The organism is Leptospira borgpetersenii serovar Javanica (assembly GCF_003046425.1).
GTDB classification, from domain to species: domain Bacteria; phylum Spirochaetota; class Leptospiria; order Leptospirales; family Leptospiraceae; genus Leptospira; species Leptospira borgpetersenii.
On the sequence record NZ_QAJG01000030.1, the window covers coordinates 1 to 25,000 of the forward strand.

Below are 25,000 nucleotides of genomic sequence, written 5' to 3' on the forward strand. Positions count from 1 at the left end.
TTGTTAAAGATCTTCCGCGTTTCCCAAGGTCGAATCTTTTAACCCGGTCTGTCAAATTCAACAAACGAAGAAAAGAAGCAACTTAGTTGTTCGCTAAAAACGCCACCCGAACGGGTAAACGTATAAAAGCCAGGCTACAAAATCGGAATGCTCCGGCAAGTAATTATTATAAAAATTATCTTGAATCGTCGAAGATTTTTGAAAGACAATTCTCAAAAATCGCTTCCGTCAAAAAGAGAATTTTTATTTCTTTAAAGTTACTTTCCGCAAAGTATTACACCTTCCAATAGTCGAGTTTTTAAATCGAATTCTAAACTTCCGAATACTACCTTAAAAACTCCTCCATAACTTTTGCGTCAAAAATACCTCTTAATACATTATTTTTTATGAATATACAAAACATAATTTTACACACAAATCCGCCCAAACCTTAAAACAATCAACAAGGACGCTCAAGAGCTTGCCAAAAACCTTAAGCTAACTCGAGTTCGACGATTGAAAACGAGGTAGAATTTTCTAAAAGTAGGAGTTCCCATTCAGAGGCCTGACGACAGACGAATTTGTTTCGTAAATTCTAGACAGAGGATAGAAGACGGTTTTGGAACGGGCCCTTACCTTAAAAGCGCAAAATATCCATCGATAGATTTACATCCAAATCATATAACGATGTATGATATGCTTTTAATTAGATGGGATCAAGTCCAACGTATCATTCGGAATCTCTTGTATGGCATCCAATAAAAGATCGCTCGAATAATCGCAGTACATTCTTTCCGTGACAACTCTTCTAAAACTACGAGCACCTTTCTGGCCGTGGAATAAGCCCAACATATGCCTAAGTGCATGATGCGGTTTACCATTCTTCTCTTTCAAAACAACTTCTTCGATATAATCTCTCATTCGAAGCAAAACCTCTCTCCTACTTAAGGAAGGAGAATTATCGTGGAAAAACAAGGAATCCACTTCCGAAAAAAGATAGGGAGTTTCATATGCAGCCCTTCCGATCATCACCCCGTCGTTCGTCTTGAGTCTATCTTGCATTTCGGCAAGAGTTCGAATTCCTCCGTTGATCTCGATCAAAAGATCCGGAAATTCTTTCTTTAAGGATTCAACATACGCATAACGTAAAGGGGGAATTTGACGATTCTGAGCCGGAGAAAGTCCGCCTAAGATCGCGATTCTTGCATGAACGATAAATCGCCTAACGCCTGCTTGTCGAACACATTCTATGAACCGGCACAAGTCTTCCAAGGTTTCTTTGCCGGAAATTCCGATCCTACATTTTACGGTTACAGGAATAGAAACATTACCGTCCATTGCGCAGACTAGTTCGGCGACTCTCTCCGGAGTTTCCATCAAACAAGCGCCGAAGTTCCCCTCTCTTACCCGATCGCTCGGACAACCCACATTCAGATTGATCTCAGAGTATCCATAGTCTTCACCGATTTTGGAAGATTCCGCGAGGGCTTTCGGATTATCTCCTCCCAACTGAATCGCAAGTGGTAATTCCTCCGGACTGTACGACAAAAATCGACGACGATCCCCGTGGAGAATAGCGCCGGTATGAATCATCTCCGTGTATAGAAACGTATGTTTGGAAATGAGTCTTAAAAAATACCGAAAATGCCGATCGGTCCGATCCATCATCGGAGCAAGAGAAACCGGATACCGTTTCGGAATTTTAATACCTTTCTCTGACATAAGAGGATTACTGCCAGAATTCTCCTCCAAACTCCTTCGGTCAAGAATCCTCTTTTTCAATTACGACTTGGAACTCAGAATGAACCATAAAAAAATGTCAGGAAAAGATGAGACTTTCAGATGTTCAGGAATCGAGAGCATTGATATCGAAAAGAATTATCGTTTTATCGATATGGATCTGTTGTACAGTTCATTTCTCTTGTAGAACCCTCGAATCTTTTTTTGAAACCGTGATTCTTACCGGAGGAGTGGACTCCACCGAATTGAACTTTTTTACGAAATACACTCCCTTGGAAAACCTCATTCGAACGAATGCCGGTTTTAAAACGCCGAAAAATAATGATCTCCCGGTCAATCATGATCCTCCAAAATCAGTACCTTTCTATACGGTTGATTCCATTCCTAGAAGACTACCCGGCTTTCCTTTTACGGGCTACTTTAAATTTTTGAACTACATCGCTTATGGCTTTACGATCACGTCTCCTAGAAGCTTTCGAGGAAATCTTCTCAACTTTCCGGATGACGGAAGAATCTATTCCAATCCGATAGAACAAGCCTTATACGGATTATATCCCCTTTCCGACCCTTTTGCCAGAAAAGCGGAATACTTATACATAGATTATCAATTCTATGGAACTCTCTATTTAGGATTTTTGGAATTTCAAAATTGGAATATAGGAATCGGAATCAACCTCGGTTATAGTATCTACGATTTTGATATTTTGGAAAGGGGTTTCAGAGTTTCCACCACACGAAACCAGACAAGAGCGATTGCAGGATTTAAAATGTTATACGAATATAATATTGGTCGGTTTTTTGAAGACACCATTTTCTATAATTTGTATCTGTATATGGAATTATCAAGTATTGGGAATAGGGAATACAGCGATAGAGACATATTCACCGTCGGAAACTTCGGCAAAACTCCGATCACTCAGACGATGCCCACTTCCAACGGGGAAGGTTATCACGATCTTTACTTAACAATGAACACTTTTAGAATCGGAATTCGAAAAGAAATCCAATTATCCAGATTGACATCGGATGATTTACTACGTAAAGAGAGTGGTCCCGGTATAGAGTCCGCTCCTCCAAAACCAACAGAACCCGTACCCCCGAAAATCTAATGCTCTCCTGGAAAAACGATCTCACTCCCGTATCGGATCGATTCGACGACATTTACTTTTCCCCCGAAAACGGCTTAGAAGAAACCAGACACGTTTTTATCGGAGGAAACGACCTTCCCGACCGTTGGAGAAATTTGAATATTCAAAATTCATTTTGTATCTTGGAACTAGGCTTCGGAACCGGGCTTAATTTTTTTACGACTTGGAAAGAATATCTAAAACAAGACAACCGGTTTAGACTTCATTTTATATCGGTTGAAAAATTCCCTCTCAGTCGGAAAGAAATCTCAAAAGCCGTTTCCGCGTTTCCCGAATTGGAGGAAATCAAAGAGGAATTTTTATCCTCTTATCAAGATCTTATCCCGGGAATGAACTACTTCCGATTTTTAGAAGGGAAAATCCACCTAACCCTCTTCTTAGGAGACGTCTCTGACGCGTTATGTGAAATTTCCGGAAAAGCGGACGCTATTTTTTTGGACGGTTTCGCCCCTTCTAAAAATCCGGAGATGTGGGAAGAATCGGTTCTGGGAAACTTAAAAAACGTCTCCAAGTTCGGAACTACGTTTTCCACTTTTACCGTCGCACGAACAGTCCGGAATTCTTTATCCTACGCCGGTTTTACGCTGGAAAAACGTCCCGGTTTCGGAAGGAAAAGGGAAATGTTGACCGGAAAATATTCCAATTATCCTTCCGAAACGAAAGAATCGCTTCCGAAAGAAAAACCTTGGTGCAAACGTTCCGATCCCGAATCACAAATCAAAACCGCGACGATCATCGGAGCAGGGATCGCAGGTTCGACGCTTGCTTATTCCTTGTCAAAACGAGGAATTCAAGTTTTCCTAATTGACCCGTCCGGAATCGCAAACGAAACCTCCGGAATTCCGAGAGCAATTTCCCATCCTCATCTCACGAAAATTCCAGGACCGATCAGTTTATTCACGTTACGCGCATTTCGATATGCGCTTTCCTTTCTTTCCTCATTTGCCGACAAAGATCAATTTGGAAAAGTCGGATCGTTTCACGGTGTAACGACAGAGATGAATCCCGAAAGATTCCGAAAGAGTATAGAAAATCATAAACTTACCGAAGAAATCGCCTCCTGGAAACCGAACGGCTCTGATTTCCACAAAAACGACCCATTCAACAAAGAATTAGAAGAAGGAGTCTTGTTCCGAAACGGTTTCTGGACCCGACCCGGATCTATCGCAAGAAAATGCGTCGATCAGCCTGGAATCGAATTGATACAAGCTACGGTAAACTCCTTCGAACAGATCGGATCTTCCTGGAAACTCGACTTAAAAGAATCGGACCAAAAAATACTTGCAGACTCTATTATATTCTGTAATTCTTATTTGATTGGAAAATTAGCCTCGTCTCTGTTTGAAGGAGAAGAGATATTTCCGATAAACAAAGTCCGGGGACAACTTATATCCTTGAAAGAAACGGAAAATTCCTCTCGTGTTCCGAACATTCTTTGTGCGGAACACTATTTAACGCCTTCCGTTCAAGGAGAACACGTTTTAGGTTCCACGTTCGATGAATTCGACTTAAACCCGAAGCCCCGAAAAAAGGATACGGATTTACTTTTGCAATACGTTCAAACCAAATATCCTACTCTAAGATTCGATTCGAACTGCGTTCTTTCCGAAAAAACCGGATTCCGAGCTCAAACTCCGGATCGGTTCCCAATCATTGGTCCGATCTTTGATCCGAAAATATTTCAGGAAACTTATAAAGAAATCGATTTACCTCGAAATCGGAACAAAAAGTTTCCAAACCTCAAGGTGATTCCGGGCCTATACGTTTTCGGAGGTTTGGGTTCGAGGGGGATTTTGAGTTCTTTTTTAGGTGCGGAGATTCTTGCGTCTTTAATACTGGGAGAACCCGCTCCCGTCGAATTCTCTCTCTTGGAATCGTTGCATCCGGCTCGATTTCTCTATCGAAGAATCCGTAAGTAGGATGAGTTCAATATAAAAGACGGGAAAGCGATCGTAGTTCAAATGTTTGAATCGATTTTCGTCTCTTCTTAACTCTAAAAAAATTCAACACGGAGCTTGTTATGGATCCTATTACAAAACGAACTTTAGACCTTTCGACGAAGCGAACTACATACAAGAAAGATTTTTCGGCTGGAACTGAATGAATTCGGAACAAAACAATCATATTCAAAATTTAGAATCCTCTCTTAAGGAAATCTGGGGAATGTCCCGATTTCGGATCGGTCAAAAGGAGTCGATCGAATCCGTTTTGGGTGGAAAGGATACGTTAGTTATTCTTCCTACCGGAGGTGGAAAATCGCTCATCTATCAGCTTCCTGCGGTTTTAGACCGATCTTCTTTGACGCTTGTAATTTCTCCTTTAATCGCACTGATGAAAGATCAAGTAGATTCTCTCAAAGCGAAGGGAATCGCCGCGGAATACTGCAATTCCACTCAGGACGATCTGGAACAACTGAGAATCTTAAGTAGAGCAAGCACGGGTAAAATTCGAATTTTATATCTATCACCGGAAAAAGCTTTGAGCAGACAGATATTCGAAATTCTCCCGAAACTTCCTCTGTGTAGAATCGCCGTCGACGAAGCACACTGCGTATCCCAATGGGGACACGATTTTAGACCGGAATATCGAAAACTCTACGAACTCAGGGATAAATATCATCATCAGATACCTATCGTCGCGTTAACCGCTACTGCGACTCCCAGAGTCATCCAAGACATATCTAACTCTCTCGGGCTTAAAAACCCTACCTTGATCAAAGGTAGTTTTTACAGAGAGAATCTTAACTTCTGCGTACGATTCCCTCAAAATGAGACTTCTAAGGAAAACGAACTTTTAAAACTTTTAATCCGAGGAAATTTTCAAAAAACCGAAAGCGGGAAGGCGATTATTTACTGCGCAACCCGACAAAAAGTGGAGTCAATTTACAATTTTTTAAAGAAGAACGGATTTAAAGTCGGTAAATATCACGCGGGCAGAACCGACTCAAGCCGGGAAAAAACTCAAAACGGGTATAATATCGGAAAAACGAACGTACTTGTAGCGACTAATGCGTTCGGTATGGGTTTGGACAACCCGGACGTTCGTTTGATCGTTCATTATCAAATCCCCGCGTCTTTGGAAAGTTATTACCAAGAAGCTGGAAGAGCCGGAAGAGACGGAAAGTCTTCGAACTGTATCCTTTTCTACCATCCCTCCGATCTGGTAACTCAGAATTTCATCATCGGAAAAGAAAATAATCGGAAAGGAGGAGAAACATTACTCTCCTTTGTAAAAGAATATGCGATCTCCAACCGATGCAGGCAACAAATTCTTTGTTCTTACTTCGGCGAAGAAATAGAACCTTGCAAAACCTGCGACGTCTGCTCGGAAAAAGAACCTTCGAACTCCAGCGGAAGAAATCAATTCCTCGAAAGAGAAAAGATCAAAAAACAAAAACAAGAAGAAAGGGAAAAATACGATTTTTCCAAAAATGAATTGGGAGTAATAGAACAGGTTTTAGAACAGGTCCCCGGTAAATTCGGTAAAAGGATGATCGTCGGTGTTTTACGAGGTTCCAGATCAAATGAAATCTTAAGAAAAAAATTAGATCGTTTAATCGGATACGGTTCTTTGCACTCGATCCCGGAGGAAGCGATTTTAAAAACTTTGGACGAATGGATTGCGGAAAAAAAAGTAAAAATCGTAGGAAACAAATATCCGAAACTTATTCTTTCATCAACCGTAATCGTTAAAACTCCGAGAAAGAAAAAAGAATCGGATATCGACCAAGAAAAGAAAACCCTTTCCGCAAAAAACGTTATCCAAGAATTGAAAAACTTTCGCGATAGAGAAGCGAGAAGAAGGAAATGGAAGAAATTTATGGTGCTTCAAAATCCAGTGATCGTTCAAATCGCAAAAATGATGCCCACAACTCCGGAAGAGTTATCTCTCGTTAAAGGGATGGGCTCCGCTAAAGTCGAGAAATTCGGGAATGATATTTTGAAAATCCTAGAAAAATGGAAATGATTTATAAATCGTTTCCGAGAGATCCGTCGATTTAAAGTTTTTATCAGTAAAAGCATGTCTTAAAATTCTTCCGGGACGACCCAGGAAACTCAGCGAATGCTTCTCTAAGGATCGGTATTCAGGGAGTTTCGTGACAGTTTGAGTTTTTTCCGCTTGTACAGAAATGTTTTGCCGCCGTTCAAAAATAAGCGCTGCGTTTGAGTTCCCGCACGGGTAACCGTAAATTTAAGAACTTGTTCCAAAACTGTCTTTTGTAGGGCGGCATTGCAGTGACACTGTCATCAGCCCTTTAAATGTAGGAACTCCTACATTTGATTCAAAATTTTTAAAGAACGATCACACAAATTTTTGAAGGTTTTGGGACAAGTTCCAAATAAAATGCGGGTTCTCGCAGATTACGTTTCGTGAAGCGTATATTAACTTTTAATAATTCTTCGCCGTTAAATCCTACATACGATCTTGAGGCAAACTTTAAATTCAAGATCCTATCAATTTAAACCATCAAATTGATAGGATCTATTTGTAAAAAGTCGCCTCACGTTCATTTTTTTTGGAAATCTTGCTCTTTAAACCAAAGTGAGTTGAAAGCGTAAGAATTTGTATTACAAACCCAAATTCACGGGTATTTTCTGATTCTATTCATTGTACAATTTTAATTCGAACAGACTTCGAAATGAAAATTTCTATCAAACCCTTTCACTTTTTTTCCCAACCTGGCACATTCTAATATTTCCTTCGTTGTTATTCTAAAGGGGTTCAGCATCTCATGAAGAAGCATAAATTCGAATTAAAAATCAACGCATTGTTTTCATCGATCTTATTTTTGTTCATAAGTTGCAATAAAGATAAGGATAATCAGAATGACTTGTTGCTGGCGGCAATTTTACTCCATACCGGTATCAACGCCGAATTTCGCATCTCCGACACAAACGCACTTGCAACAACATATACGACAGAAAATTCATCCCGATTTAAAGTAAGATCAACCGCTTCTAAATTTCTAACCGATCTAGGTGGAGATAATCCTCAAAACTACAGAGATGGAGTAGGAGACGGTTTTAACGATCATTTTATCACACCCTCTGCGGTTTCCATCGGCGTATATCAAGTTCTTGCATACAAATCTGTTGAAAAAGGCGGACCTGCAAAAGAAACTGAAATGTTAGAAAATGCAAATTTTATAATGTTTCAGGCACCTGGAAGACCCATTCCGGGTTCTAAAGTGTGTGCAACCGGTTTCATGTCCATCGGATTGGAAACCGGAAATAGCTCTTTAAGCTCGGCTTTTCTACCGATTTCACCCATTCCCGATAACGAGCAACAAGATTATGATCGAGTCGGAATCATAGCCTGTGATTTTACTTATTACTTTGATCCGAAGGACGTACCTGAAAATTCATATCGTTATGTGGATCTAGTTTTAAACAATCCTATCGGCTCTTTTTCTTCCGATTTAAGCATTACCAGAGGCGATGTAAGTCCAAAACTTTTTAATAAGAATTGCCCGTCTTCTTTTACTAATTCCTCAAGTTTCATCCACTCCGACCTGTTAAAATCGGAAAACGTCGGAAAAGATTGTAACATGGGCCAATTAGCGATCGACTCGAGTTCAGGCCGTATCTTGAAAGCTGAAGTTTCAGACGAATACAATCCTTTCACAAATCCGGAACGGACTCTCAATCCTCCTTCCGTTGCGGCGACCGATTATACTTCCGCGGTGCAAAAACTTAAATTTAAGACACCAGCTATCATCGACAATTTAGATAAAAAAGATCCGTATATATTGGTGATAGATTTGGATTTCTCGAAAAAAAACAAAAGTATCTTATTCAACGTTTCTAGAGACAAAGTATTCTTCTGGGATTCGAACGCAACGGATAACGTATTTTCTCTCCAGCTCGATACAAACGATAGACCCAATGCAACAAGTGGAAACGATAACTTAACGACAACTTCCAGGCGAAACATGGTCTTTCATTTACCTACAATCCTAAGTAAACTGAAATAATCTCGATAAAATTCGAAAAAATTAATTCTTCAGCTCGATCAAAAAAATAAAAGGAGCTTACAAGCTCCTTTTCGTATCAGAAGCCGATTCAAAGGCGTTCCAAAATTATCAGATCCAGTTTTTTGTAAAAGACGACTTGAGCTTTTGTTTTGGAACAAATTATCAATTTCCACAAAACCGAGTAGAAGCCATCTCAAAAATACTTTATCTTTACTTAAAACGCCAATTCTAATCACTTTCGATATTTTTGAGATAGATTATAGCTAGAACGCGCTAAAATAACGCGAGCTCGGTGTAACAAACGCGAAAGTGTTATTATGCTACAACCTGTAGAAAGTGTATTTTAGTTTGAAAAATTCAGGAAAGCCATTCCTTTCAGGTTCAAACTATAAAAAATTTTACAAAATCTGTCTCACTTACATTGAACCCTAGCTATATTTTTTTCGTGATTTTATTGAAGGTTCAATACGATGAAACAAATAAATCCTCGAAAAGAATGTTGCCAATTGCGACTTTCGCTTTAACGATATTATTTCTTATCACGAGTTGTAAAAAAGACAAAAAGGATAATACCGAATTATTATTGATGACCCGGCTTCTTGTAGGACCAAACGGAATCGCTGAGTTCAATTTTTCGAACATTAATCAGCTGCTCGCGGCAAGAACGAAAAATTCTTCCCGTTTTTTGACGCTTCCGGATTCGATCGGTTCGGTATTTTTAACGGATTTGGCGGGTGACAATCCACAAAATTACGGAAACAGATTTGCCGGTAAGTTTTTAGCCCCTAACACCATCGGAATCGAAGTTTGTCAAATCGTCACCTACAAACCACCCACAAAAGGTGGTCCTGTAAAAGGAAGAGAAACATTAGAAAACACTAATTTTCTCGCATTCACAGGCGCGCTTGCAATCCTACTCCCAACGAATGCCAGTGCCTTCATATCCGTAGAACTTACAAAAATAGATAACGTAGATTCAAAAGCACTTTCGATCAAACAAATTCCGGAAAACGAAAGGGCGGATTACGATCGAATCGGAATCGCCGCCAGAGCGTTTACGTATTACTTTAAATCTGCGGACGTACCGGAAAACGCGTATCGATATAATGACTTCCGAAATCCTCCCGTCAATGCAGAAACGGTAACGAGTGATAAATCGAAGAAATTGAAATACAAAGTACCGGCTACCGCAAGAAAAAATCTGATCTTTCATTTGTCGACCATCGTGAGTTCGCTAAAATGAAAAGGATTATAGTTCATAGACGATCAGGATTAATTCGATAAAGGCCCCAATCGGATTCTTTCTCAAATTAATCCGAAGTTAAGGAGGTAACCATTAATTTATATTCTATCGAATTCGGAGAAATGGATTATTACGGAATTATAGTTTGATCCTTTGTGTTTTGAAAATTTTCTATTCGGAGAATCGTTTTTAATTTCAATAGTCGAAATCGAACTGAAATTTTCTTAAGAGAAAAATCCATCCAGTTTGAATTCTTACACGTAGAATATAAATTATGAAATTAAATCAAGATCACGATTTTTCTCTATTTTATCGAAACTACAAAGACTCGATTTACAAGATAATCCGTTTTCTTTCCTCCGATCCCGAAGAAGTGGAAGATATCGCTCAGGAAGTTTTTTTGAACATATATAAAGCATTTCCGAATTTTTCACCGGAAAAAGGAAGTTTTTACGCATGGGCAGCTACGATTGCAAAAAATACTTACTATACTTATCGAAAAAAAAGAAAGAAGGATTTGTTAATAGAGGGAGGCGGTGTTTTTGTAGAATCGTTTTCGGTAAAAGATGATTTTATTCGGACAATAGAAACACAAATCGTGGAGAATGAATTGAGAGAAATTATTGCCTCCTTACCAGAACCGGAAAAAAGCATCATCTTATTGAAAGAAATCAACAATTATACTTTAGAAAAAACGTCACAAGCGTTGAACATATCTTCGAGAACCGTAAGTAGGAAACTATTAAAGGCATTGGATCTACTTAGAGTAGAATTAGAAAGAAAAAAAGTGGTATTATAATTATGGAAAATAAAGATCTACAAGAAGAATTTGAAGAGCTAATGTCCTTGTTTCTTTTTGGAGAAACCGAGTTAAAAGAAAACAAAAGATTAAACGAAATTATAACTCTTCATCCGGAATTTGAAAAGAGATACGACAATTATGTGAAAATGCAAACGGGTTTAAAACAACACAAACTCGTCCTTGAGCAGATTCTTTCAGAATCGTCAAAACCCTCTCCTAAAATACGTCTATTGCAAAGAAGTTTTAGGAATCAATTTATAGCTATCGCTGCAGTTATTTCCTTAATCGTTTCCTTATCCGTAATCTTTAAGATGGGAATGTTCCATAAAACGGAGATGATCCCTATGGAAGTTACCGGGGCTTGCAATCCGAAAACTTTACGCCACAATTGGATTCGCATCGATCAAAATTCTTTTTGCGAAGTAAAAATCCACGGAGAACAAGGTCTCGTTCATTTTAGAATTTTTCCGAATTCGGAAGTTCGTATCTTAAAACTGGCCGAAACCGTTCAAGAAGTGGCTACGTCAGGCTACGGTTTGTCCATTTTCTTACAAAAAGGAAATCTATTGTTAAACGAAACGTTAACGAATACGACATCTCAAACTAAGATTTATCTCAACGGAACCGCAATTCAACTGAATGGTACCAAAGTATGGATCGAAAGTGCGGAGAATCGTTATAAAGTGAATGTGTGGAACGGCTCCGTACGGATCCGCTCCGGAATCAAATATCTACTTCCGTTCTTATTGGATCCCCAAAAGGAAGAGTTGATAGAACATTCTTTGAATAAACAAACGAGTTCAAACTTCGGGCAAAAGACCGAATTGGAAAAAGTATGGGTGGACACTTCTTCGGAAGATATCTCTAATTCTTATTTTGAAATAAAACCTCTAAATCTATCGGGAAGTCGGGAAAAAAGTTTATTTAAGACTTTGAAAGAAGATCGACTTGATGCAAAAAGCGCACAAGAAAATTTGAATATTCTAAAAGAGATTCAACAACAAATCATAAAGAACGTCTCGCAAAAAAAACAAGCTCCGTTGAATGAGTTGTATCTCAAAGATCTAGAAAATATTTCAAATCAACTTGGAAATTCTGAACCTATAAAACTCTCGGAGATAGAGAAAAAACAGGAACCGATCGAAAGAAAAACTTCGACCACCACAAATACCGAAAGTAACCAAGAAAAACCTTTGCGTTTAGGAAATAAAACGATTCAACTCAAAGACGGAACGATACTCAAAGGAAATGTAATACAATACGGAAGCCAATATATCTTGGAAGAAAACGGAAAAAAAAGAATCATCGAATCCACAAATATAGAGTCGATTTCATTTTGAAGATCCTAAACTCAAATCACTTTTTCAAAAAGTTTCCGGGAGTTTCACTCATGGAAATTTTTTGTATATGCCTCCTATTAGATCCGATCTGGATTTTTGGAGATACTTTGATTCTAAAAGACGGAAGAAAAATGGGAAACGTTAGAACTTCACTGCGGGAGGATCACGTCTTAGTCGAGGACGAAACGGGAAAAGTCGAAAAAATCGATTTAACTCTGGTTGAAAAAATTCTTGTTTCGGAAATCAAAAAGCCGGAAGGCGAAGAGAAACAAAAAGAACATAATAATATTAAAAAATTCTATTTTTCTTGGAATTTGTCAAGTTGGAGCACCAAAGTGACGGAAAAGAGGAATTTCAACCGCGGATACAACATCACGGACCTTATCACGGGCGTAATCTATATAGACCCTTATATTGAGAAAAGATATACTGTAAATACCAAAACAACTTCCTTTAATGGCGAATATCGTTACAATTTGAATCTCAGCTTTTTATTCGGAATCGAATTAAACTCTTATTCTTTTCCGGATCGCAAGATTTCTCCTCTTGTTGGAATTCTTATGAACTCTAATTTTAACTCTACCCCGGAATACCAAACGTTATCCAGCATTTCCATAAATTTATTTTTGTTTGAAGGAAATTTTAATTTTGATAAACAAGGGAACGATAAATTCGGTATAGAAACTCTTTCATTTTTGCCGGGAATGAAATATTATTTTCCTCTTTCCGAGTCCATTTTTTGGTTCACTCAAGTAGGCTTGGGAGTCGGGAAAAGTATTGAAAGTGGAGTACATTCCAAAGTACAAACGGTCCTTTTTGTGGGAACGGGCATTCAATGGGAACTAGAATCTTACTTTTTTAATATAGCTCTACAATACCGAAAAACAGATTTAATTGGGGCGACACAATCTTATCATTTTAACGAACCGATCTTTATGATCGGCGGAGGGTTGAAGCTGTAAGATCAAACCGAAGGCTTCTTTTAGCACTAATTCCTGTATGGAATTTTTTCATGCGTCCGAGTAATAAAATTAGAATTAGAGCCTCATTATATTTATCGCAAAGTCCTGGATCGATATAAAAATTCTATGTACGCGAAAAGAGGCAGGGACATCCCTGCCGTCTTTCATTTGATTTTTAAGGCTCAACGATAAATTAATTTCTTACTCCAATTTATTTCGGGAGAGGAATCCAGCTTGAGATAAAAAATTTCCCTTAGACCGATATGGCTTCTCCAAAGATAGAGATATTTATCCCAGTTTCCACCTTCCCAAACAGTGAGAAAATATTGTCTTCTTGAAATAGTATCATAATCTTTGAATGCGACCCGACTCCCGTCTTGCAAACACCCTCCGTCTAAGTTTATGATTTGGATTCGATTCGACCCGTCGTTGAATTTGGGATAGTACGCGTAGTTACCTTTACCTCCTCCGAGCCACCAATTCCAAAAGTAATTTAAAGAATGAGAAGATTCGATCCGGACATGCCCGCTTTTCATACAGGAGGGATTCGAATCGGGATCATTCGTTTGCACCAAATTGAATTTTGTTAAATCGGTTTCCGTCGTAGCATTCACCTTCAACCATGCATTCGATTTTTCAGAATTAGCTTGAATCTTTTTTCCAGTGGCTACAGATACGAAGGAAACTCGATCGTATTTCCTTTTACGTCCGGACTTCGTCGGAGTGGATGAATCCGCATAGATAAAACCGTAAACGGGATAGTGATCGGAAAATTCATCACTCGTATATCCCCTTGCAGTCCAAGTTTTTGCAGAGATTGGATCGTAAGCTAAATTCTGCCAAATCGGAGGTTGAAAGTGGGACTTTGAAACGAATATGTAATCCAAGTATGCGGGCTTCACTTTTTTATAATAAAAAGCGGCAATTTCGTTGGTTTTTGTATCCCACGTAAAAGGAACTCCCACATATTTAGGATTGTTTACGTTCAATATACAAAGCATCTGATGATATTCTCTACTACCTTTGATTACGTTCAAATCTCCCGCGATCAGAACCATTTCGTTTTTCGGGATTTTTTTGGAATCGATAAAATCCCTGATCTCGTTGAATTGATTCACTCTTGAAACGACTCCTAAGTTCGCACATCCGGAATCTTGTGCCTGTACATGAGTTCCAATGATATGAAACTTTTTTCCGTTTTTATCGATCCTCACATAAGCAAATCCTTTGTTGGAAAAAACGTCCGCACCACAACCCTTTTCTTTGAAGACATGTTGTATTTTCTCTTCGATGGGCCATTTACTTACGATAACAACTCCTCCGTTCGTAAACGCATCCTTTCTGTACAAGCCAAGAGTAGCATCCCAACCTTTTTTAGTTCTTCCGATCACATCGGTTTGATACGGATATTCTGAACGAACTCCGTCCAAGAGAATTTTTCTTGCATCTGTATCAAAAGCTTCATCGAACACAATGACGTCTTGGTTTTGGATATAATTCGAACTTACGATGCGTTGTGCTCTTTCGTTTTGTCCCCAATTTCCCCAACCTGGAAGCGTTTTCGGCAATAGGAAAACGTTGTGAGTTAGAATTTTAATTCCCATGTTCTCAGGAATAAAATTCTCAGGGATGGAATTCTCAGGAACAGAATTCGCAAGGATGGAATTCTCAGGAATAAAATTCGCAAGGATGGAATTCTCAGAAGCGGCATCTGCGGGACTAGAACTTACAGAGCCAGAACCCGTTAAATCAGAATTTGTAGAACCAATGTTTTTATTATCTGAAATGTAAATCAGAGACGCAAGTAAATCTTTATACAAAGATCGTCTATCGGCTCCACAACCTATTAGAAAAAATAATAAGAGACAACAATTTACAAGAAGTCTCACTTTTGTATATTTTTTTATTCTCATACACTATCTCCATTCTTTTTAAATCAATGCCCATACTATAACATAGAATTTAACAAGAAGAAGAGTATTTTATAAAAACGAATCAATTTCACATAATGCTCAAGTAATTGAAATTAAAAATGCCAATTCCTAAAATAATCTCCAATATTTTAAATGTATAAAAATAAACAAATTAAAAGCGAACAAAGTCTTTGTTTACTTTTTGATCATATTTCAAGATTAAATGAAGAAATTTGATAATCGTATGTCATATGAAAACGGTTTCTAATCTTTTTATGATTTTTGAAATCCTACACCAGGCAGATTAGATGGCTTTTATAAGCTATATTATATTAAAAATATAATATATATTTCATTATTTCAAAAATCGTTCCACAAGAAATTAGAAATCGACTTCAAGCATATATGGTGTTTTATGGACTTGTATGTAATGTAAAAAGTTCTCAAATCAGATTTACAAAGATCAAGCTACTTGATGAATAAAATTAGGAGCAAAAAAGTTCTATCCACGAACATCTAAAACTTAGAAGTTTCCACGTCCTTGGAACAAGTTCTTAGTAAAAATAACGAAAAAAGGATCCGCCGAACAATCTTTCAAATCCGTTTAAGGCTCTTCTATTTCAACGTTTTCTAATGTATCAAAAAAACCGGTTTGAAGTAAAGGTGCAAAATCGACCATGTCTTCCGCGTTCAGTTTGAGGCCATTTTCCATGGAATATGCCTGTAATAAGGATGCACAGGCTAGATGACTTTCACCGAGCTGAGCGTGAGCTCGTGCTTTGATAATTAGAATGTCTGAATCGGACTCTCCAAAATACTGAACATATAAATCGATGAACTTAAGGGCATTTTTGTGATCAGACACTTTCAGATAACACTGAGCAATCATATCGTAATGAAGAAAATTCTCGTCGCTATCCATACGCATCGACGTTTTGAGGGAAACCAGTGCAGAGTTGTAATTTCCTCTTTGATAATAAAGGTGTCCTAGTTCCGCCCAGATATCTTTACGAAGAATTCCTCTTCCTCTTGAAAGTTTTTCTTGCGCCAAGGCCTGCTTTAGAACCGCAATCGCCTCATTAGATCGATCTGTATCTTTCAAAAGGGAAGCCAAAGTCAAATAAAGTTCCAATTGATCTGGATAAAGATCGATTCCCTTTGTAAGGATCTTTTTAGCCTGTTTGAAATTGCTGATTTTGATGAGATAATTGGAGTAATATAAGTAACTTCCAGGCTCGTTCGGATACTTGGTGATAATTTCCTGAAATAGATTTAAGGTCTCCCGAGTGTTTCCAATATGATACTGACACCAAGCTTGACGATTTCGTATTTTAAGAATCGTTTTAGGATTATCCGTAAATGAAAGAGCTTCTTTGTAGAGATCAAAAGCTTTGGTGAATTCTCTTTGATTCTCCCTCTGAATCGCAGATCTGATCAGTGCAGGGAAGCTCACAGTTTAGGCAGATTAAAAATTTTCAAAAAATAATCAAGTTTTCTATTTATCCTCCGAAAATAGAATTGGGGGAAAAAGAGAGAAAAACCCAAAATTCTCGGAAGAGGGAATTTATGAATATCAACGGAAACACAAACCAGAGTTTACTTTTAGAAAGAGTCGCAAATCTACCTAGAGAAATCTTCCAGGTACAGAGCGATCTGAACCGAAAAATTTTGAATCTCGCCGTGGAAGCGGGAATCCAAAATTCAAAAGAAGAAGGACAAAGAAAAATTCTAGATCTTTACGCTTAATTCCTGGATCACAGATCAGTCTTGATTGTAAACGGGACGTTTGCGTTCCCGGAAAGATTGTACCGCCTTTCTAAAATCCACGGAATCGAGGAAACTCGAATTCCAAAGTGCAACATAATTCAAACCGGCTTCCAGCGGTTTTCCTTCAGAATATCTCATTACATCCTTCACGCCAGACACGACGATTTTAGGATTTTCGGCGATTTCTTTTGCAGTTGCAAGGGCAACTTCCATCATTTCTTCTTGGGTCTGAAAAACCTTGGTTACGAGTCCGATTCGCTCCGCCTCCGTTCCGTCGATATCTTTCCCAGTTAAAGCCAATTCTCGTGTATTGCCTTGTCCAATGATAGAAGGGAGTCTGTTGATCGAACCCATATCGGCAACAATCGCAACTTTTGCCTCCCGGAGGGAAATTGATGCGTCTTTCGTAGCGTAACGAATATCACAGGCGGAAATCAGATCCAATCCCCCACCGATACAATGTTTTTGAACAGCGGCAATGGACGGTTTTGGTGAATCGTAAACGGCGTTGATACCCTTTTGCATTTTAAGAATGAGATCGAAGAATTTTCTACGGTCACTACCTAAGGGAGCTTGGATCAAACTGCCAAACTGTTGGATAAAGGAATCCAGATCTAAACCGATGGAAAAGGATTTTCCCTTTGCAGCGATCACAAACGCGTGAATATCAGGATTCGCATTGATCTCTTCAATTACATCCGGTAGATCCCTCCAGAAAGGCCAATCCATTGCGTTTCTTTTCTCAGGGCGGTTGAGATAAAGAACGGCGGTTTTATCTTCAGGTCTTACGACAATTTCGAAAAATTCAAAATGGGCTTTCATCTCAGTCACTCTGGAAATAAAAAAAAATCTTACAAGCCATTCCTAGTCCTAAGAAATAGTGGACAATTTTTATATTATGAGAATGATTCTCATAATCTTTAGGAGGGTCCGAGTGATCATCAGTTGGGAAAAAATCCGCCATCCACATCCAAAGGAAGAATGGAAAAAGCTTTTAGAAAAGGTAAATCCTTTTGTTATACAGGAAAAACGAGGGAGTTCTCACATGCTTTCCAAGAAACATCTATGTATTGAGAAGAAAATAAAAAAAGGAACCCCATTCTTTGTTTGGCACTACACAAAACCAATTGAAAAGGATTCGAGTTCAAACTAGGAACTCATTTTTCAGATTTTTAGGAAATTCCATTCCCTGAAAATCATTCGAGTTTTGAAAAAAATCAAAGAACCAAGTTCCTCATCAATTTGATCGGAAAACCGAGAGGAGCTTTCTTTTTCAAACAGAAACAGGGAAGCTCAGTTGAATACAGGCGCCTTCTTGATTGAGAAAATCGACTTTCCCATCGATTTGTTTTGCAAGGGATTCCACAAGAGATAAACCGAGCGAATTTGGACTTCTATTTCGAATCGACTTTTCGGGCAGCCCCTTTCCGCTATCCGAAATCTCAAGAGTCAACATTTCGTTCTTTCTCGTAAAATTGACCCGAATCAAACCGGATTCAGAACCCACCAATCCGTGTTTTAAAGAATTCGTAATGAGTTCGTTGATGATCAAAGCAAGATTCATTCCAATTTCGGCTTTCACTTTTGCCTCTTGGATATTCAAATCCAACCGAATCTTTTCCCGATCCACCTGGTAAATTTCAAAAAGTGCATCCGTAAGTTTTTTCACATAGAGTTCGAAGCTGATTGAGGAAAGATCCTTACTTTCGTAAAGAATTTCATGAAGAAGCGCGACTGCACGCAAACGATTCTGACTTTCCCGAAGGATATCATTGGATTCTTCGTCGGCTTGGCCGGACCTAAGACTAAAAATAGAAGAAATGATCGTGAGGTTATTCTTAATTCTATGATGAATTTCTTTGAGATAAGTATCTTTTTCAGTCGTATTCGTATGCTGTTCTTTGGTTCTGAGAATATTAAAAGTCCCCGTTAACCTATCTTCCGCTCCTAAAATCGGAGAACTTTGGAGCTGAATTTCTTGGTTATTTCCGTTTTTCGAAATTAAGATTATATTTTCATTTTCTATAGGAAGTCCAGATTTAAGAACTTCTTCCACTACGTTTCCGATCGTATCTCCGGTTTTATTTTCGAAAAAAAGAATTTCTCGAATCGGTTTCCCAAGATGATCCTTATATTTACAACCGGTTAGTTTTTCCGCAGCCGGATTCATAAAAAGTAGAAAACCATTTTCATCTGTAGTTACGATTCCCGCCCCAAGTTGGTCCAATACTCCTTTTAATTTTTCTTCAGTTTGTTTGGATCTCTGCTCAATTTCGTTTTTATAAAGAGCGACTTCAATCGAAGAACGAAGTTGATCGGATTCAAAAGGTTTTACGATATATCCAAGAGGCTGAGTCTTTTTAGCTCTATCTAAGGTGTTTTCGTCGGCATATGCGGTAAGATAAATCACAGGAGTATGAAAACGATTTCGAAGTACTTCGGCAGTTTCAATTCCATCTAGATTCCCCTCTATGTTTATATCCATGAGAACAAGATCCGGATGGTTTTCCTCGGCTTTCTAAATCGCTTCCTCCCCTGAAGAAGTAATGCCTACGAGCTCGTAACCCAATTTTTTCAGTTTTTGGCCTAAATTGACGGCGACGATGATCTCATCCTCGACCACCAATATTTTGGGTTTTTGAAGCATATTCATTAGTTACTAAAAATAACTCCGAATTCAACAAGATATTTGTCAAAACGTACAAAAGTCATAGTAAAATTATGTTTTCCCATTTTGGGAATTTCAAACTCTTTCCAGTTTTCTCCGACTCCTAGGGAGAACGGAGAGAAATGATTTTATCCTATTACAAATCTTTATTTCAGATTCTTTTTTGGGAGAACCTTATAGCCCAATTCTAAATTTATTCCCATGCTTGGACGAGCCTCTGTGCAAGAAACCGCCTGCTCTTTAAAGAGTTTCTCTAAATATTTAGAAGAACTTGAGTCTTTTTTTGCGGATTTTCCTTTTTTATCATTCATTGAGAGTGTATGTATATCAATCTGAAGTTTTTCTCCACACCTGATTTTATTTTAGAAAGAATCGATTTTTGCAAACGCAGATCGTTTGTTCTTCATTCAGGAAGAATGTAAGGTTTCTCTAAAAACGTAATTTCGACGTATCGAAAAGATCGAGCAACAAGGTCCGGTTTCGCACCCGATTTAATCTTTTTTTCCAATTCGGAGTTGACCGTTATCACAATTAGTTGTATTATGCATCTAATTATGAGCGAATTTCAGATCGAAAATACTCTCGGCTATCGAATTAATCGCAGCGCGATCATAATGAAAATCGAGCTTCAGAACCGTTTTAAAAACGCAGGTTTTTCAATCACTCCCGAAGAATGGGTTATTCTGAATCGGCTTTGGGAATCGGACGGAATGAATCAAAACGAAATCTCACAAAAGACTCTTAAGGACAAGACAACCGTGACCCGCTTTTTGAATGGAATGGAAAAGGATGGCCTGATCCGAAGGGTAGTGGCCGAGGAAGACCGACGCAGCAGGCTGATCTTCCTTACCGATAAGGGGAAACTTTTGAAAGAAAAACTAATACCGATCGCCAAGTCATTGTTAGTTGATTCAAGCACGGAGATAAACAAGGAACATCTGACCGTTACGATGAATGTTTTGGCACAGATTGAGAGGAACATTTCAAATCTGAAAGCGAAGTAGAATAATTTAAATTTAATAAAAGAAGGAATGTTGGAATGGAAACTACAACTTTGAAAAAAAATCTAAGCGCGATCGTGGCCATGATCTTTATAGTCACGGTAAGTTCGATCGGTTATATCAAAATCGGCTGGCCGCCTGTAATCATCGTGGGAGGGTCCGGATTGATCGGATGGATCTTCTGGTATTTCACGTATTTAAAAAGATCCGTGGATCCTAAAGTAATTCTTCCTTTATTCGTATTTACCGTAGTCAGTTTGCAGATCCACATGATTGAGGAGTATCTGACGGGTTTCGGTCCCGCTGTGAGTCGTTTATTTGAAATTCCTTGGACGGAGAAAGGATTTGTAGTCGTGTTTACATTGATCGGTCCGATGATGTATATGTTGACCGCGTTGGGTCTTTTCTTTCGATTCCCGCTCGCGGGTTTTATTGCGTGGTTCATTTTTATCGGTCCCGGTTTTGCGGAATTCACACATTTTATCTTCCCACTTTTGGAGCCGAGCATTCAGCCTAACAATCCGGAAAGGGTTTCTCAGATCATCAACGGAGTGATGCTTTCGGATATGCCGAACTATTATTTGAAAACCACAGGAGAATACTATTTTTCTGGACTTTACACGGCTGTGCTTCCGATGCTTCCGGGAGGTTACGCGATTTTTAAATTAGTAAAACATCATATAAAAAATCGTTCTTAAAAAATAAAATCGTGTTCGCGTGTTTTCGACCTGAAACGCTTTCGTAAAAAGCGTTTCACCTGAATTTTTCAAACTAAAGTGTCGTTTGCTTGAATTGCAGCATAAGCATAATAGTCATTTTCGCATTTGTTACGCCGAACTCACGTTAAATTAGTAAAATATCATATAGAAAATCATTCTTAAAAAATAAAATCGTGTTCGCGTGTTTTCGACCTGATCGTTTTTCGGGACAGTGTTTGTTTATTAGAGTCGTTGAAAAATTCCATGATTCAGATTAACAAAATCGCTTCAAACGTCCATTTCAATGCAGTAGAAACGGATAGAGAATTAATTTTTCAACAACTCTATCCTTAGAATCCGTTGACTCGGCCGTTTTCGGACTCGTTTTTTACGTTCGACTATTTTGCGCTTTATCAATTTATGAATTTAAAGTTCTTTGATAAAGCCGGATAGATTTCTCCCTTTCTTTTAGTTTCTTAATATGTAATTTTTGTTTCCGGAAAATTGACGAATTTAGAGTCTGTCCCAAAACCTCAGAATACGGTAACTTTTTAGATGTTAGTGAATAAGTTCTGACCTTGCTCTTTTTTCCCCCACATACGTAGGGTTAATATAAAGTCATATATTTCTTTTAAAGAAACGACGGGATTTTTGCAAAGAAAAGTTCCCGCACTTCATGCAATAGACAGAAATAAACCAGTTGTGTGATTTACGGAAAATGCGGTAGTTTCTACATCTTTTCGGGATGGTACTCAGCATTTCGTCAAGAAATTCTAACTTTGCTTTTTACAGATCGCTTAGTTACTTACGTTTTCCGAGAATACAACCTCTCGTTTTAGGAACAACTCACGACGGCCTTTGTCAGTGCGTAGGTCCACCCTTTCTAAACGTAAGCCCTTTTAAATATTTGGAAGGGTTAACAGGCTTTCCGTTTTTAATGACTTCGAAATGTAAATGAGGCCCAAACGAATAACCGGTGGAACCGGATCTTGCAATCTTTTTCCCTGCCAGCACATAATCCCCACGTTGAACAAAAAGCTTGGAGTTATGCGCATAAAGAGTTTTAAAATCGTCCGTATGTTCAATGACGACCACATTTCCGTAACCACCCATCCAGCCGGCGTAAATTACCTTACCATTTCTCGCAGCGGCAATCGGCTCGTAAAAGGCCTTTAGGTCGAGCCCCTCGTGAAACTTTCTTCTGGGAAAAGTTCTAAACCCGAAATTGGAAGTTACGACTCTGGACGCAACAGGGATCACCCACTTCGGAGCCGGATCCGGAATCACTGCGCCCGGTAAGAATAGTTTTTGGCCAGGTCTCAAAATATCCAGATCCTCTAATTTGTTTTCCAACAAAATTTCATCCAAATTAACCTTATAAAGACTGGCAACTTTAGCGACAGTGTCCCCCGTTTTCATTTTGTAAAGAAGGCCTTGTTTATTTGGAATATTTAATATTTGACCAGGATAAAGCGTATCTTCGATTTTGATGTTGGAAGAGCCTGCGATAGATTCCATCGAAACCTTAAAGCGGGTAGCAATTTCAGCTAACGTTTCATTTCGCTTCACCCGATACGCCGTAACTTTGAATTGTTTCTTCTTTTCGGAAGGATTCTTGAGTTCCTTCGCCATCAAAATCGTAAGTTTTGCCTTTTCGGATTCCTCCAAAAACTTTTCATCCCCGGATTTTGCTTTTAAGTCCTCGGAATCGTTTTCGGTGATTTCATGCCCAGCAGAATCCATCATCGCACTACTTGGGTTCATCCCGAATCCCAAGAATGTGAGAACAAGCGCGATAGATGCGAATATAGGAATAAATCGGAACTTTTTTCTCCGAAAGTCCAGATTCCCGTGATAGAGATTTCCTCTAAAATAAAACGAATAGTGAAAATGAAATGCGCCCAGGTAGATCAAAGTAAAATTTTCCGTCCGAAGGAGTTCTTTTCCCGCGGTCAGTTGTCTGGGCTTTTTGAAGATCATACAGGGAAAATATCGGCCGCTTTGTAGTTCTTTCTATAGGAAGAAAAGAACTTATTCGTCCTTTCCGTTATCCAAAGTCCGGGTTCCGCCGAAAGATTCTTCAACGATTTTTTTTACGTCTTTCTTTTGTCCGCCTGTGATCGTTATATTCCCTTTCGCAACCACTCCTTTAGCAAGGTGAAGGGCAGGTGCAACGATATCTCCGAGAAGCCTTCCGGTTTCTTCCAAACGAACCTCACTTTCAGCCTTGATGTTTCCGATCATAGTCCCGGAAACGGTTACTTCTTTGGCCGCGATATTCGTTCTTACCTTTCCAGTCTCTCCAATGTAAAGAGTATCGTCCGTTTTGATTTCTCCTTCGAATTTACCGTCGATACGAAGAGAACCCGCAATATAAAATTTTCCTTCGAAAATAGATCCTGGACCGATTACACTGTTATTATTTTCCCTGCCGATGGCCATCTAAAACTCCTGCTAACAATCAAAACCTATCCCCTAACCGGAGACACGCCGTAAATCTATTTGTGTATTTAATCCCAAAACGACAAGTATTTTTGTTTGGAATTATCGAATCAAATCATCGTCACCCTGGAAAATATTGGTTTTCTGCTTCTTTTTCACTTGGGTTTGATGAGGTGGATCGGGTTCCGACATAAAACCAGCTCCACGGTGATCGTCGCAAACTTCTTTGGGCACCGTTTCTTTGGTAAAATATTCTTCTTCGGTTTGATTGCAGTGAGAGCCGGGAAGTTTCCCGGAAATGGAACAGATTTGTTTTCGAACGATTCCAGTTTCCCCGAAGTGAAAGGGCTTCGATTTTTCCCGAGAAAGGGCATTCGACATAAACCGTCCCCAGATGGGAGCGGCAACCACCCCTCCCGACATTCCTTTGCCCATCGAAAGTGTTCCAGTATCATAACCAAGCCAAACTACGCTTACTAATTCGGCGGAATAACCCGCGAACCAAGCATCTCGAAAGTTATTCGTCGTTCCTGTTTTTCCCGCGGCCGGTCGATTGAGGCCGTAAGAAGCGGCGCCCGTTCCCGTTCCCTTTTTGATTACGTCTTCCATCATCGAGGTGAGGATAAAACAAATTTCAGGAGAAAGAATCCGTTCCTGTTTACCCACTTCCTCTCTAAAATCCTTGATTATATTTCCGGAATCGTCTTCGACATAAAGAACGCTCAGTGGAAACACTTGTTTTCCTCCGGAAGCGATCACGGCATATGCACGGGCCAATTCGTAGGGAGAAACTTCGAAAGTTCCCAAAGAGATAGAATAGTTTTTAGGAACGGATCGATTTTCAATTTGAAGAATTTTTTCCAAAACCGGTACAAGGTTGCTGATCCCAGTGTGATCCAAAACCCGAACTGCGACACTATTTCTAGAAAGCTCAAGGGCCTCGCGCAGTTTTATAAATCCAGAATATTCTCCCGTATAATTGGAAGGTGTCCATTCATCACCATCTTCTAATACGTATTGGAGAGGAGAATCGGAAAAAAGAGACGCCGCAGTTACGTTCTTCTTCGGATCCGGATGTTGATTGTAATACTCCATAGCGGCCGCGTATATCAAAGGCTTAAACGCCGAACCGGGCTGGCGATAAGCTTGGAAAGCGCGAATCTGTTGATTATCCGACCGGAAACCGGAACCTCCCACCATCGACGTGATATATCCCGTATCAGGGCGCATCGAAATCAAGGCGCCTTCGACGGGAAGCAGAAAGTCCTCGGTTTGTTGATTTCTATAACTCCAATCGATTGCTTCGCCCAAAGATTCGGTTCC

At 39.1% G+C, this 25,000-nt stretch carries 20 protein-coding genes and 1 pseudogene (1 of these 21 cut by a window edge); 12 read left to right on the top strand and 9 right to left on the bottom strand.

Going from position 1 to position 25,000, the window contains the following annotated elements:
• Positions 1 to 681 precede the first annotated feature (681 nt).
• A complete protein-coding gene (dusA, locus tag CLV95_RS16475) occupies positions 682 to 1,701 on the bottom strand; it encodes a tRNA dihydrouridine(20/20a) synthase DusA (protein WP_002731496.1) in 1,020 nt (339 codons plus the stop codon).
• A gap of 107 nt (positions 1,702 to 1,808) precedes the next feature.
• On the opposite strand from dusA, the gene CLV95_RS16480 reads away from it, so the two are divergent.
• The 8 genes from CLV95_RS16480 (at position 1,809) to CLV95_RS16520 (ending at position 13,188) form a co-directional block, all read left to right on the top strand.
• Positions 1,809 to 2,828: an LIC10647 family lipoprotein gene (locus CLV95_RS16480; RefSeq protein WP_002731486.1), complete on the top strand. Its 1,020-nt coding sequence runs from the start codon at positions 1,809 to 1,811 to the stop codon at positions 2,826 to 2,828.
• Positions 2,828 to 4,786, top strand: a complete 1,959-nt coding sequence (mnmC, locus tag CLV95_RS16485) for a bifunctional tRNA (5-methylaminomethyl-2-thiouridine)(34)-methyltransferase MnmC2/FAD-dependent 5-carboxymethylaminomethyl-2-thiouridine(34) oxidoreductase MnmC1 (protein WP_002732435.1) — start codon at positions 2,828 to 2,830, stop codon at positions 4,784 to 4,786. Before CLV95_RS16480 ends, mnmC begins: the two co-directional genes overlap by 1 nt.
• Before the next feature lie 181 nt (positions 4,787 to 4,967).
• Positions 4,968 to 6,833, top strand: coding sequence for a RecQ family ATP-dependent DNA helicase (locus CLV95_RS16490; RefSeq protein WP_002731487.1), 1,866 nt, complete (start codon positions 4,968 to 4,970; stop codon positions 6,831 to 6,833).
• A gap of 766 nt (positions 6,834 to 7,599) precedes the next feature.
• Positions 7,600 to 8,841, top strand: coding sequence for a sigma factor sigX-regulated lipoprotein SrpA (gene srpA / locus CLV95_RS16495; RefSeq protein ID WP_016749411.1), 1,242 nt, complete (start codon positions 7,600 to 7,602; stop codon positions 8,839 to 8,841).
• Positions 8,842 to 9,340: 499 nt separating this feature from the next.
• Positions 9,341 to 10,084: a hypothetical protein gene (locus CLV95_RS16505; RefSeq protein ID WP_002731499.1), complete on the top strand. Its 744-nt coding sequence runs from the start codon at positions 9,341 to 9,343 to the stop codon at positions 10,082 to 10,084.
• Positions 10,085 to 10,358: 274 nt separating this feature from the next.
• Entirely contained in the window at positions 10,359 to 10,883 is a 525-nt protein-coding gene (locus CLV95_RS16510; RefSeq protein ID WP_002731490.1) for an RNA polymerase sigma factor, read from the top strand.
• A gap of 2 nt (positions 10,884 to 10,885) precedes the next feature.
• A complete protein-coding gene (locus CLV95_RS16515; protein WP_002731488.1) occupies positions 10,886 to 12,226 on the top strand; it encodes a hypothetical protein in 1,341 nt (446 codons plus the stop codon).
• Positions 12,223 to 13,188, top strand: coding sequence for a porin family protein (locus tag CLV95_RS16520; protein WP_002731483.1), 966 nt, complete (start codon positions 12,223 to 12,225; stop codon positions 13,186 to 13,188). The genes CLV95_RS16515 and CLV95_RS16520 overlap by 4 nt, the downstream gene beginning before the upstream one ends.
• A gap of 182 nt (positions 13,189 to 13,370) precedes the next feature.
• On the opposite strand, the gene sphA is transcribed toward CLV95_RS16520, so the two are convergent.
• Both sphA and CLV95_RS16530 read right to left on the bottom strand, forming a co-directional pair.
• On the bottom strand, positions 13,371 to 15,101 hold the full coding sequence (gene sphA, locus CLV95_RS16525) for a sphingomyelinase C (RefSeq protein ID WP_002732257.1): 1,731 nt from the start codon (positions 15,099 to 15,101) through the stop codon (positions 13,371 to 13,373).
• 604 nt (positions 15,102 to 15,705) lie between these two features.
• Entirely contained in the window at positions 15,706 to 16,554 is an 849-nt protein-coding gene (locus CLV95_RS16530; protein WP_107695027.1) for a tetratricopeptide repeat protein, read from the bottom strand.
• 113 nt (positions 16,555 to 16,667) lie between these two features.
• Between CLV95_RS16530 and CLV95_RS16535 the strand changes: the two genes are divergently transcribed.
• Positions 16,668 to 16,847 (top strand): hypothetical protein, encoded by a 180-nt coding sequence (locus tag CLV95_RS16535; RefSeq protein WP_002732689.1) that lies wholly within the window; start codon positions 16,668 to 16,670, stop codon positions 16,845 to 16,847.
• Positions 16,848 to 16,862: 15 nt separating this feature from the next.
• On the opposite strand, the gene CLV95_RS16540 is transcribed toward CLV95_RS16535, so the two are convergent.
• Positions 16,863 to 17,690, bottom strand: a complete 828-nt coding sequence (locus CLV95_RS16540; RefSeq protein WP_002723848.1) for a crotonase/enoyl-CoA hydratase family protein — start codon at positions 17,688 to 17,690, stop codon at positions 16,863 to 16,865.
• A 76-nt stretch (positions 17,691 to 17,766) separates the two neighbouring features.
• Between CLV95_RS16540 and CLV95_RS16545 the strand changes: the two genes are divergently transcribed.
• The gene (locus CLV95_RS16545) at positions 17,767 to 18,021 is read left to right on the top strand and encodes an LIC12628 family protein (RefSeq protein ID WP_016757591.1); all 255 of its coding nucleotides are present in this window, start codon (positions 17,767 to 17,769) and stop codon (positions 18,019 to 18,021) included.
• Positions 18,022 to 18,141: 120 nt separating this feature from the next.
• On the opposite strand, the pseudogene CLV95_RS16550 reads toward CLV95_RS16545, so the two are convergent.
• Positions 18,142 to 19,521, bottom strand: a pseudogene (locus CLV95_RS16550) (histidine kinase dimerization/phosphoacceptor domain -containing protein).
• Between the two features lie 161 nt (positions 19,522 to 19,682).
• A complete protein-coding gene (locus CLV95_RS18985; protein ID WP_002723830.1) occupies positions 19,683 to 19,847 on the bottom strand; it encodes a hypothetical protein in 165 nt (54 codons plus the stop codon).
• 243 nt (positions 19,848 to 20,090) lie between these two features.
• On the opposite strand from CLV95_RS18985, the gene CLV95_RS16555 reads away from it, so the two are divergent.
• Together CLV95_RS16555 and CLV95_RS16560 are read left to right on the top strand one after the other, a co-directional pair.
• The gene (locus CLV95_RS16555) at positions 20,091 to 20,540 is read left to right on the top strand and encodes a MarR family winged helix-turn-helix transcriptional regulator (protein ID WP_026054908.1); all 450 of its coding nucleotides are present in this window, start codon (positions 20,091 to 20,093) and stop codon (positions 20,538 to 20,540) included.
• A gap of 35 nt (positions 20,541 to 20,575) precedes the next feature.
• The gene (locus CLV95_RS16560; protein ID WP_002732734.1) at positions 20,576 to 21,235 is read left to right on the top strand and encodes a hypothetical protein; all 660 of its coding nucleotides are present in this window, start codon (positions 20,576 to 20,578) and stop codon (positions 21,233 to 21,235) included.
• An 861-nt stretch (positions 21,236 to 22,096) separates the two neighbouring features.
• Here the strand turns inward: CLV95_RS16560 and CLV95_RS16565 are convergent.
• The 3 genes from CLV95_RS16565 to CLV95_RS16575 form a co-directional block, all read right to left on the bottom strand.
• Positions 22,097 to 23,215 carry a peptidoglycan DD-metalloendopeptidase family protein gene (locus tag CLV95_RS16565; RefSeq protein WP_002732317.1) on the bottom strand — a complete coding sequence of 373 codons (1,119 nt, stop codon included), beginning with the start codon at positions 23,213 to 23,215 and terminating at the stop codon, positions 22,097 to 22,099.
• Positions 23,216 to 23,266: 51 nt separating this feature from the next.
• Positions 23,267 to 23,677, bottom strand: a complete 411-nt coding sequence (locus tag CLV95_RS16570; protein WP_002618425.1) for a bactofilin family protein — start codon at positions 23,675 to 23,677, stop codon at positions 23,267 to 23,269.
• 102 nt (positions 23,678 to 23,779) lie between these two features.
• Positions 23,780 to 25,000: the 3' portion of a penicillin-binding protein 1A gene (locus tag CLV95_RS16575; protein ID WP_002732676.1), read on the bottom strand. It continues 1,254 nt past the right edge of the window; the window shows 1,221 of its 2,475 coding nt (coding positions 1,255-2,475); its start codon lies beyond the right edge, outside the window — the gene reads right to left on this strand; its stop codon occupies positions 23,780 to 23,782.

Coding starts and splice junctions, on each gene's coding strand:
- CLV95_RS16510 (WP_002731490.1), top strand. CDS start 10,359: ATGAAATTAAATCAAGATCACGATTTTTCTCTATTTTATCGAAACTAC.
- CLV95_RS16490 (WP_002731487.1), top strand. CDS start 4,968: ATGAATTCGGAACAAAACAATCATATTCAAAATTTAGAATCCTCTCTT.
- srpA (WP_016749411.1), top strand. CDS start 7,600: ATGAAGAAGCATAAATTCGAATTAAAAATCAACGCATTGTTTTCATCG.
- mnmC (WP_002732435.1), top strand. CDS start 2,828: ATGCTCTCCTGGAAAAACGATCTCACTCCCGTATCGGATCGATTCGAC.
- dusA (WP_002731496.1), bottom strand. CDS start 1,701: ATGTCAGAGAAAGGTATTAAAATTCCGAAACGGTATCCGGTTTCTCTT.
- CLV95_RS18985 (WP_002723830.1), bottom strand. CDS start 19,847: ATGAATGATAAAAAAGGAAAATCCGCAAAAAAAGACTCAAGTTCTTCT.
- CLV95_RS16540 (WP_002723848.1), bottom strand. CDS start 17,690: ATGAAAGCCCATTTTGAATTTTTCGAAATTGTCGTAAGACCTGAAGAT.
- CLV95_RS16545 (WP_016757591.1), top strand. CDS start 17,767: ATGAGAATGATTCTCATAATCTTTAGGAGGGTCCGAGTGATCATCAGT.
- CLV95_RS16555 (WP_026054908.1), top strand. CDS start 20,091: ATGAGCGAATTTCAGATCGAAAATACTCTCGGCTATCGAATTAATCGC.
- CLV95_RS16480 (WP_002731486.1), top strand. CDS start 1,809: ATGAGACTTTCAGATGTTCAGGAATCGAGAGCATTGATATCGAAAAGA.
- CLV95_RS16565 (WP_002732317.1), bottom strand. CDS start 23,215: ATGATCTTCAAAAAGCCCAGACAACTGACCGCGGGAAAAGAACTCCTT.
- CLV95_RS16570 (WP_002618425.1), bottom strand. CDS start 23,677: ATGGCCATCGGCAGGGAAAATAATAACAGTGTAATCGGTCCAGGATCT.
- sphA (WP_002732257.1), bottom strand. CDS start 15,101: ATGAGAATAAAAAAATATACAAAAGTGAGACTTCTTGTAAATTGTTGT.
- CLV95_RS16515 (WP_002731488.1), top strand. CDS start 10,886: ATGGAAAATAAAGATCTACAAGAAGAATTTGAAGAGCTAATGTCCTTG.
- CLV95_RS16535 (WP_002732689.1), top strand. CDS start 16,668: ATGAATATCAACGGAAACACAAACCAGAGTTTACTTTTAGAAAGAGTC.
- CLV95_RS16560 (WP_002732734.1), top strand. CDS start 20,576: ATGGAAACTACAACTTTGAAAAAAAATCTAAGCGCGATCGTGGCCATG.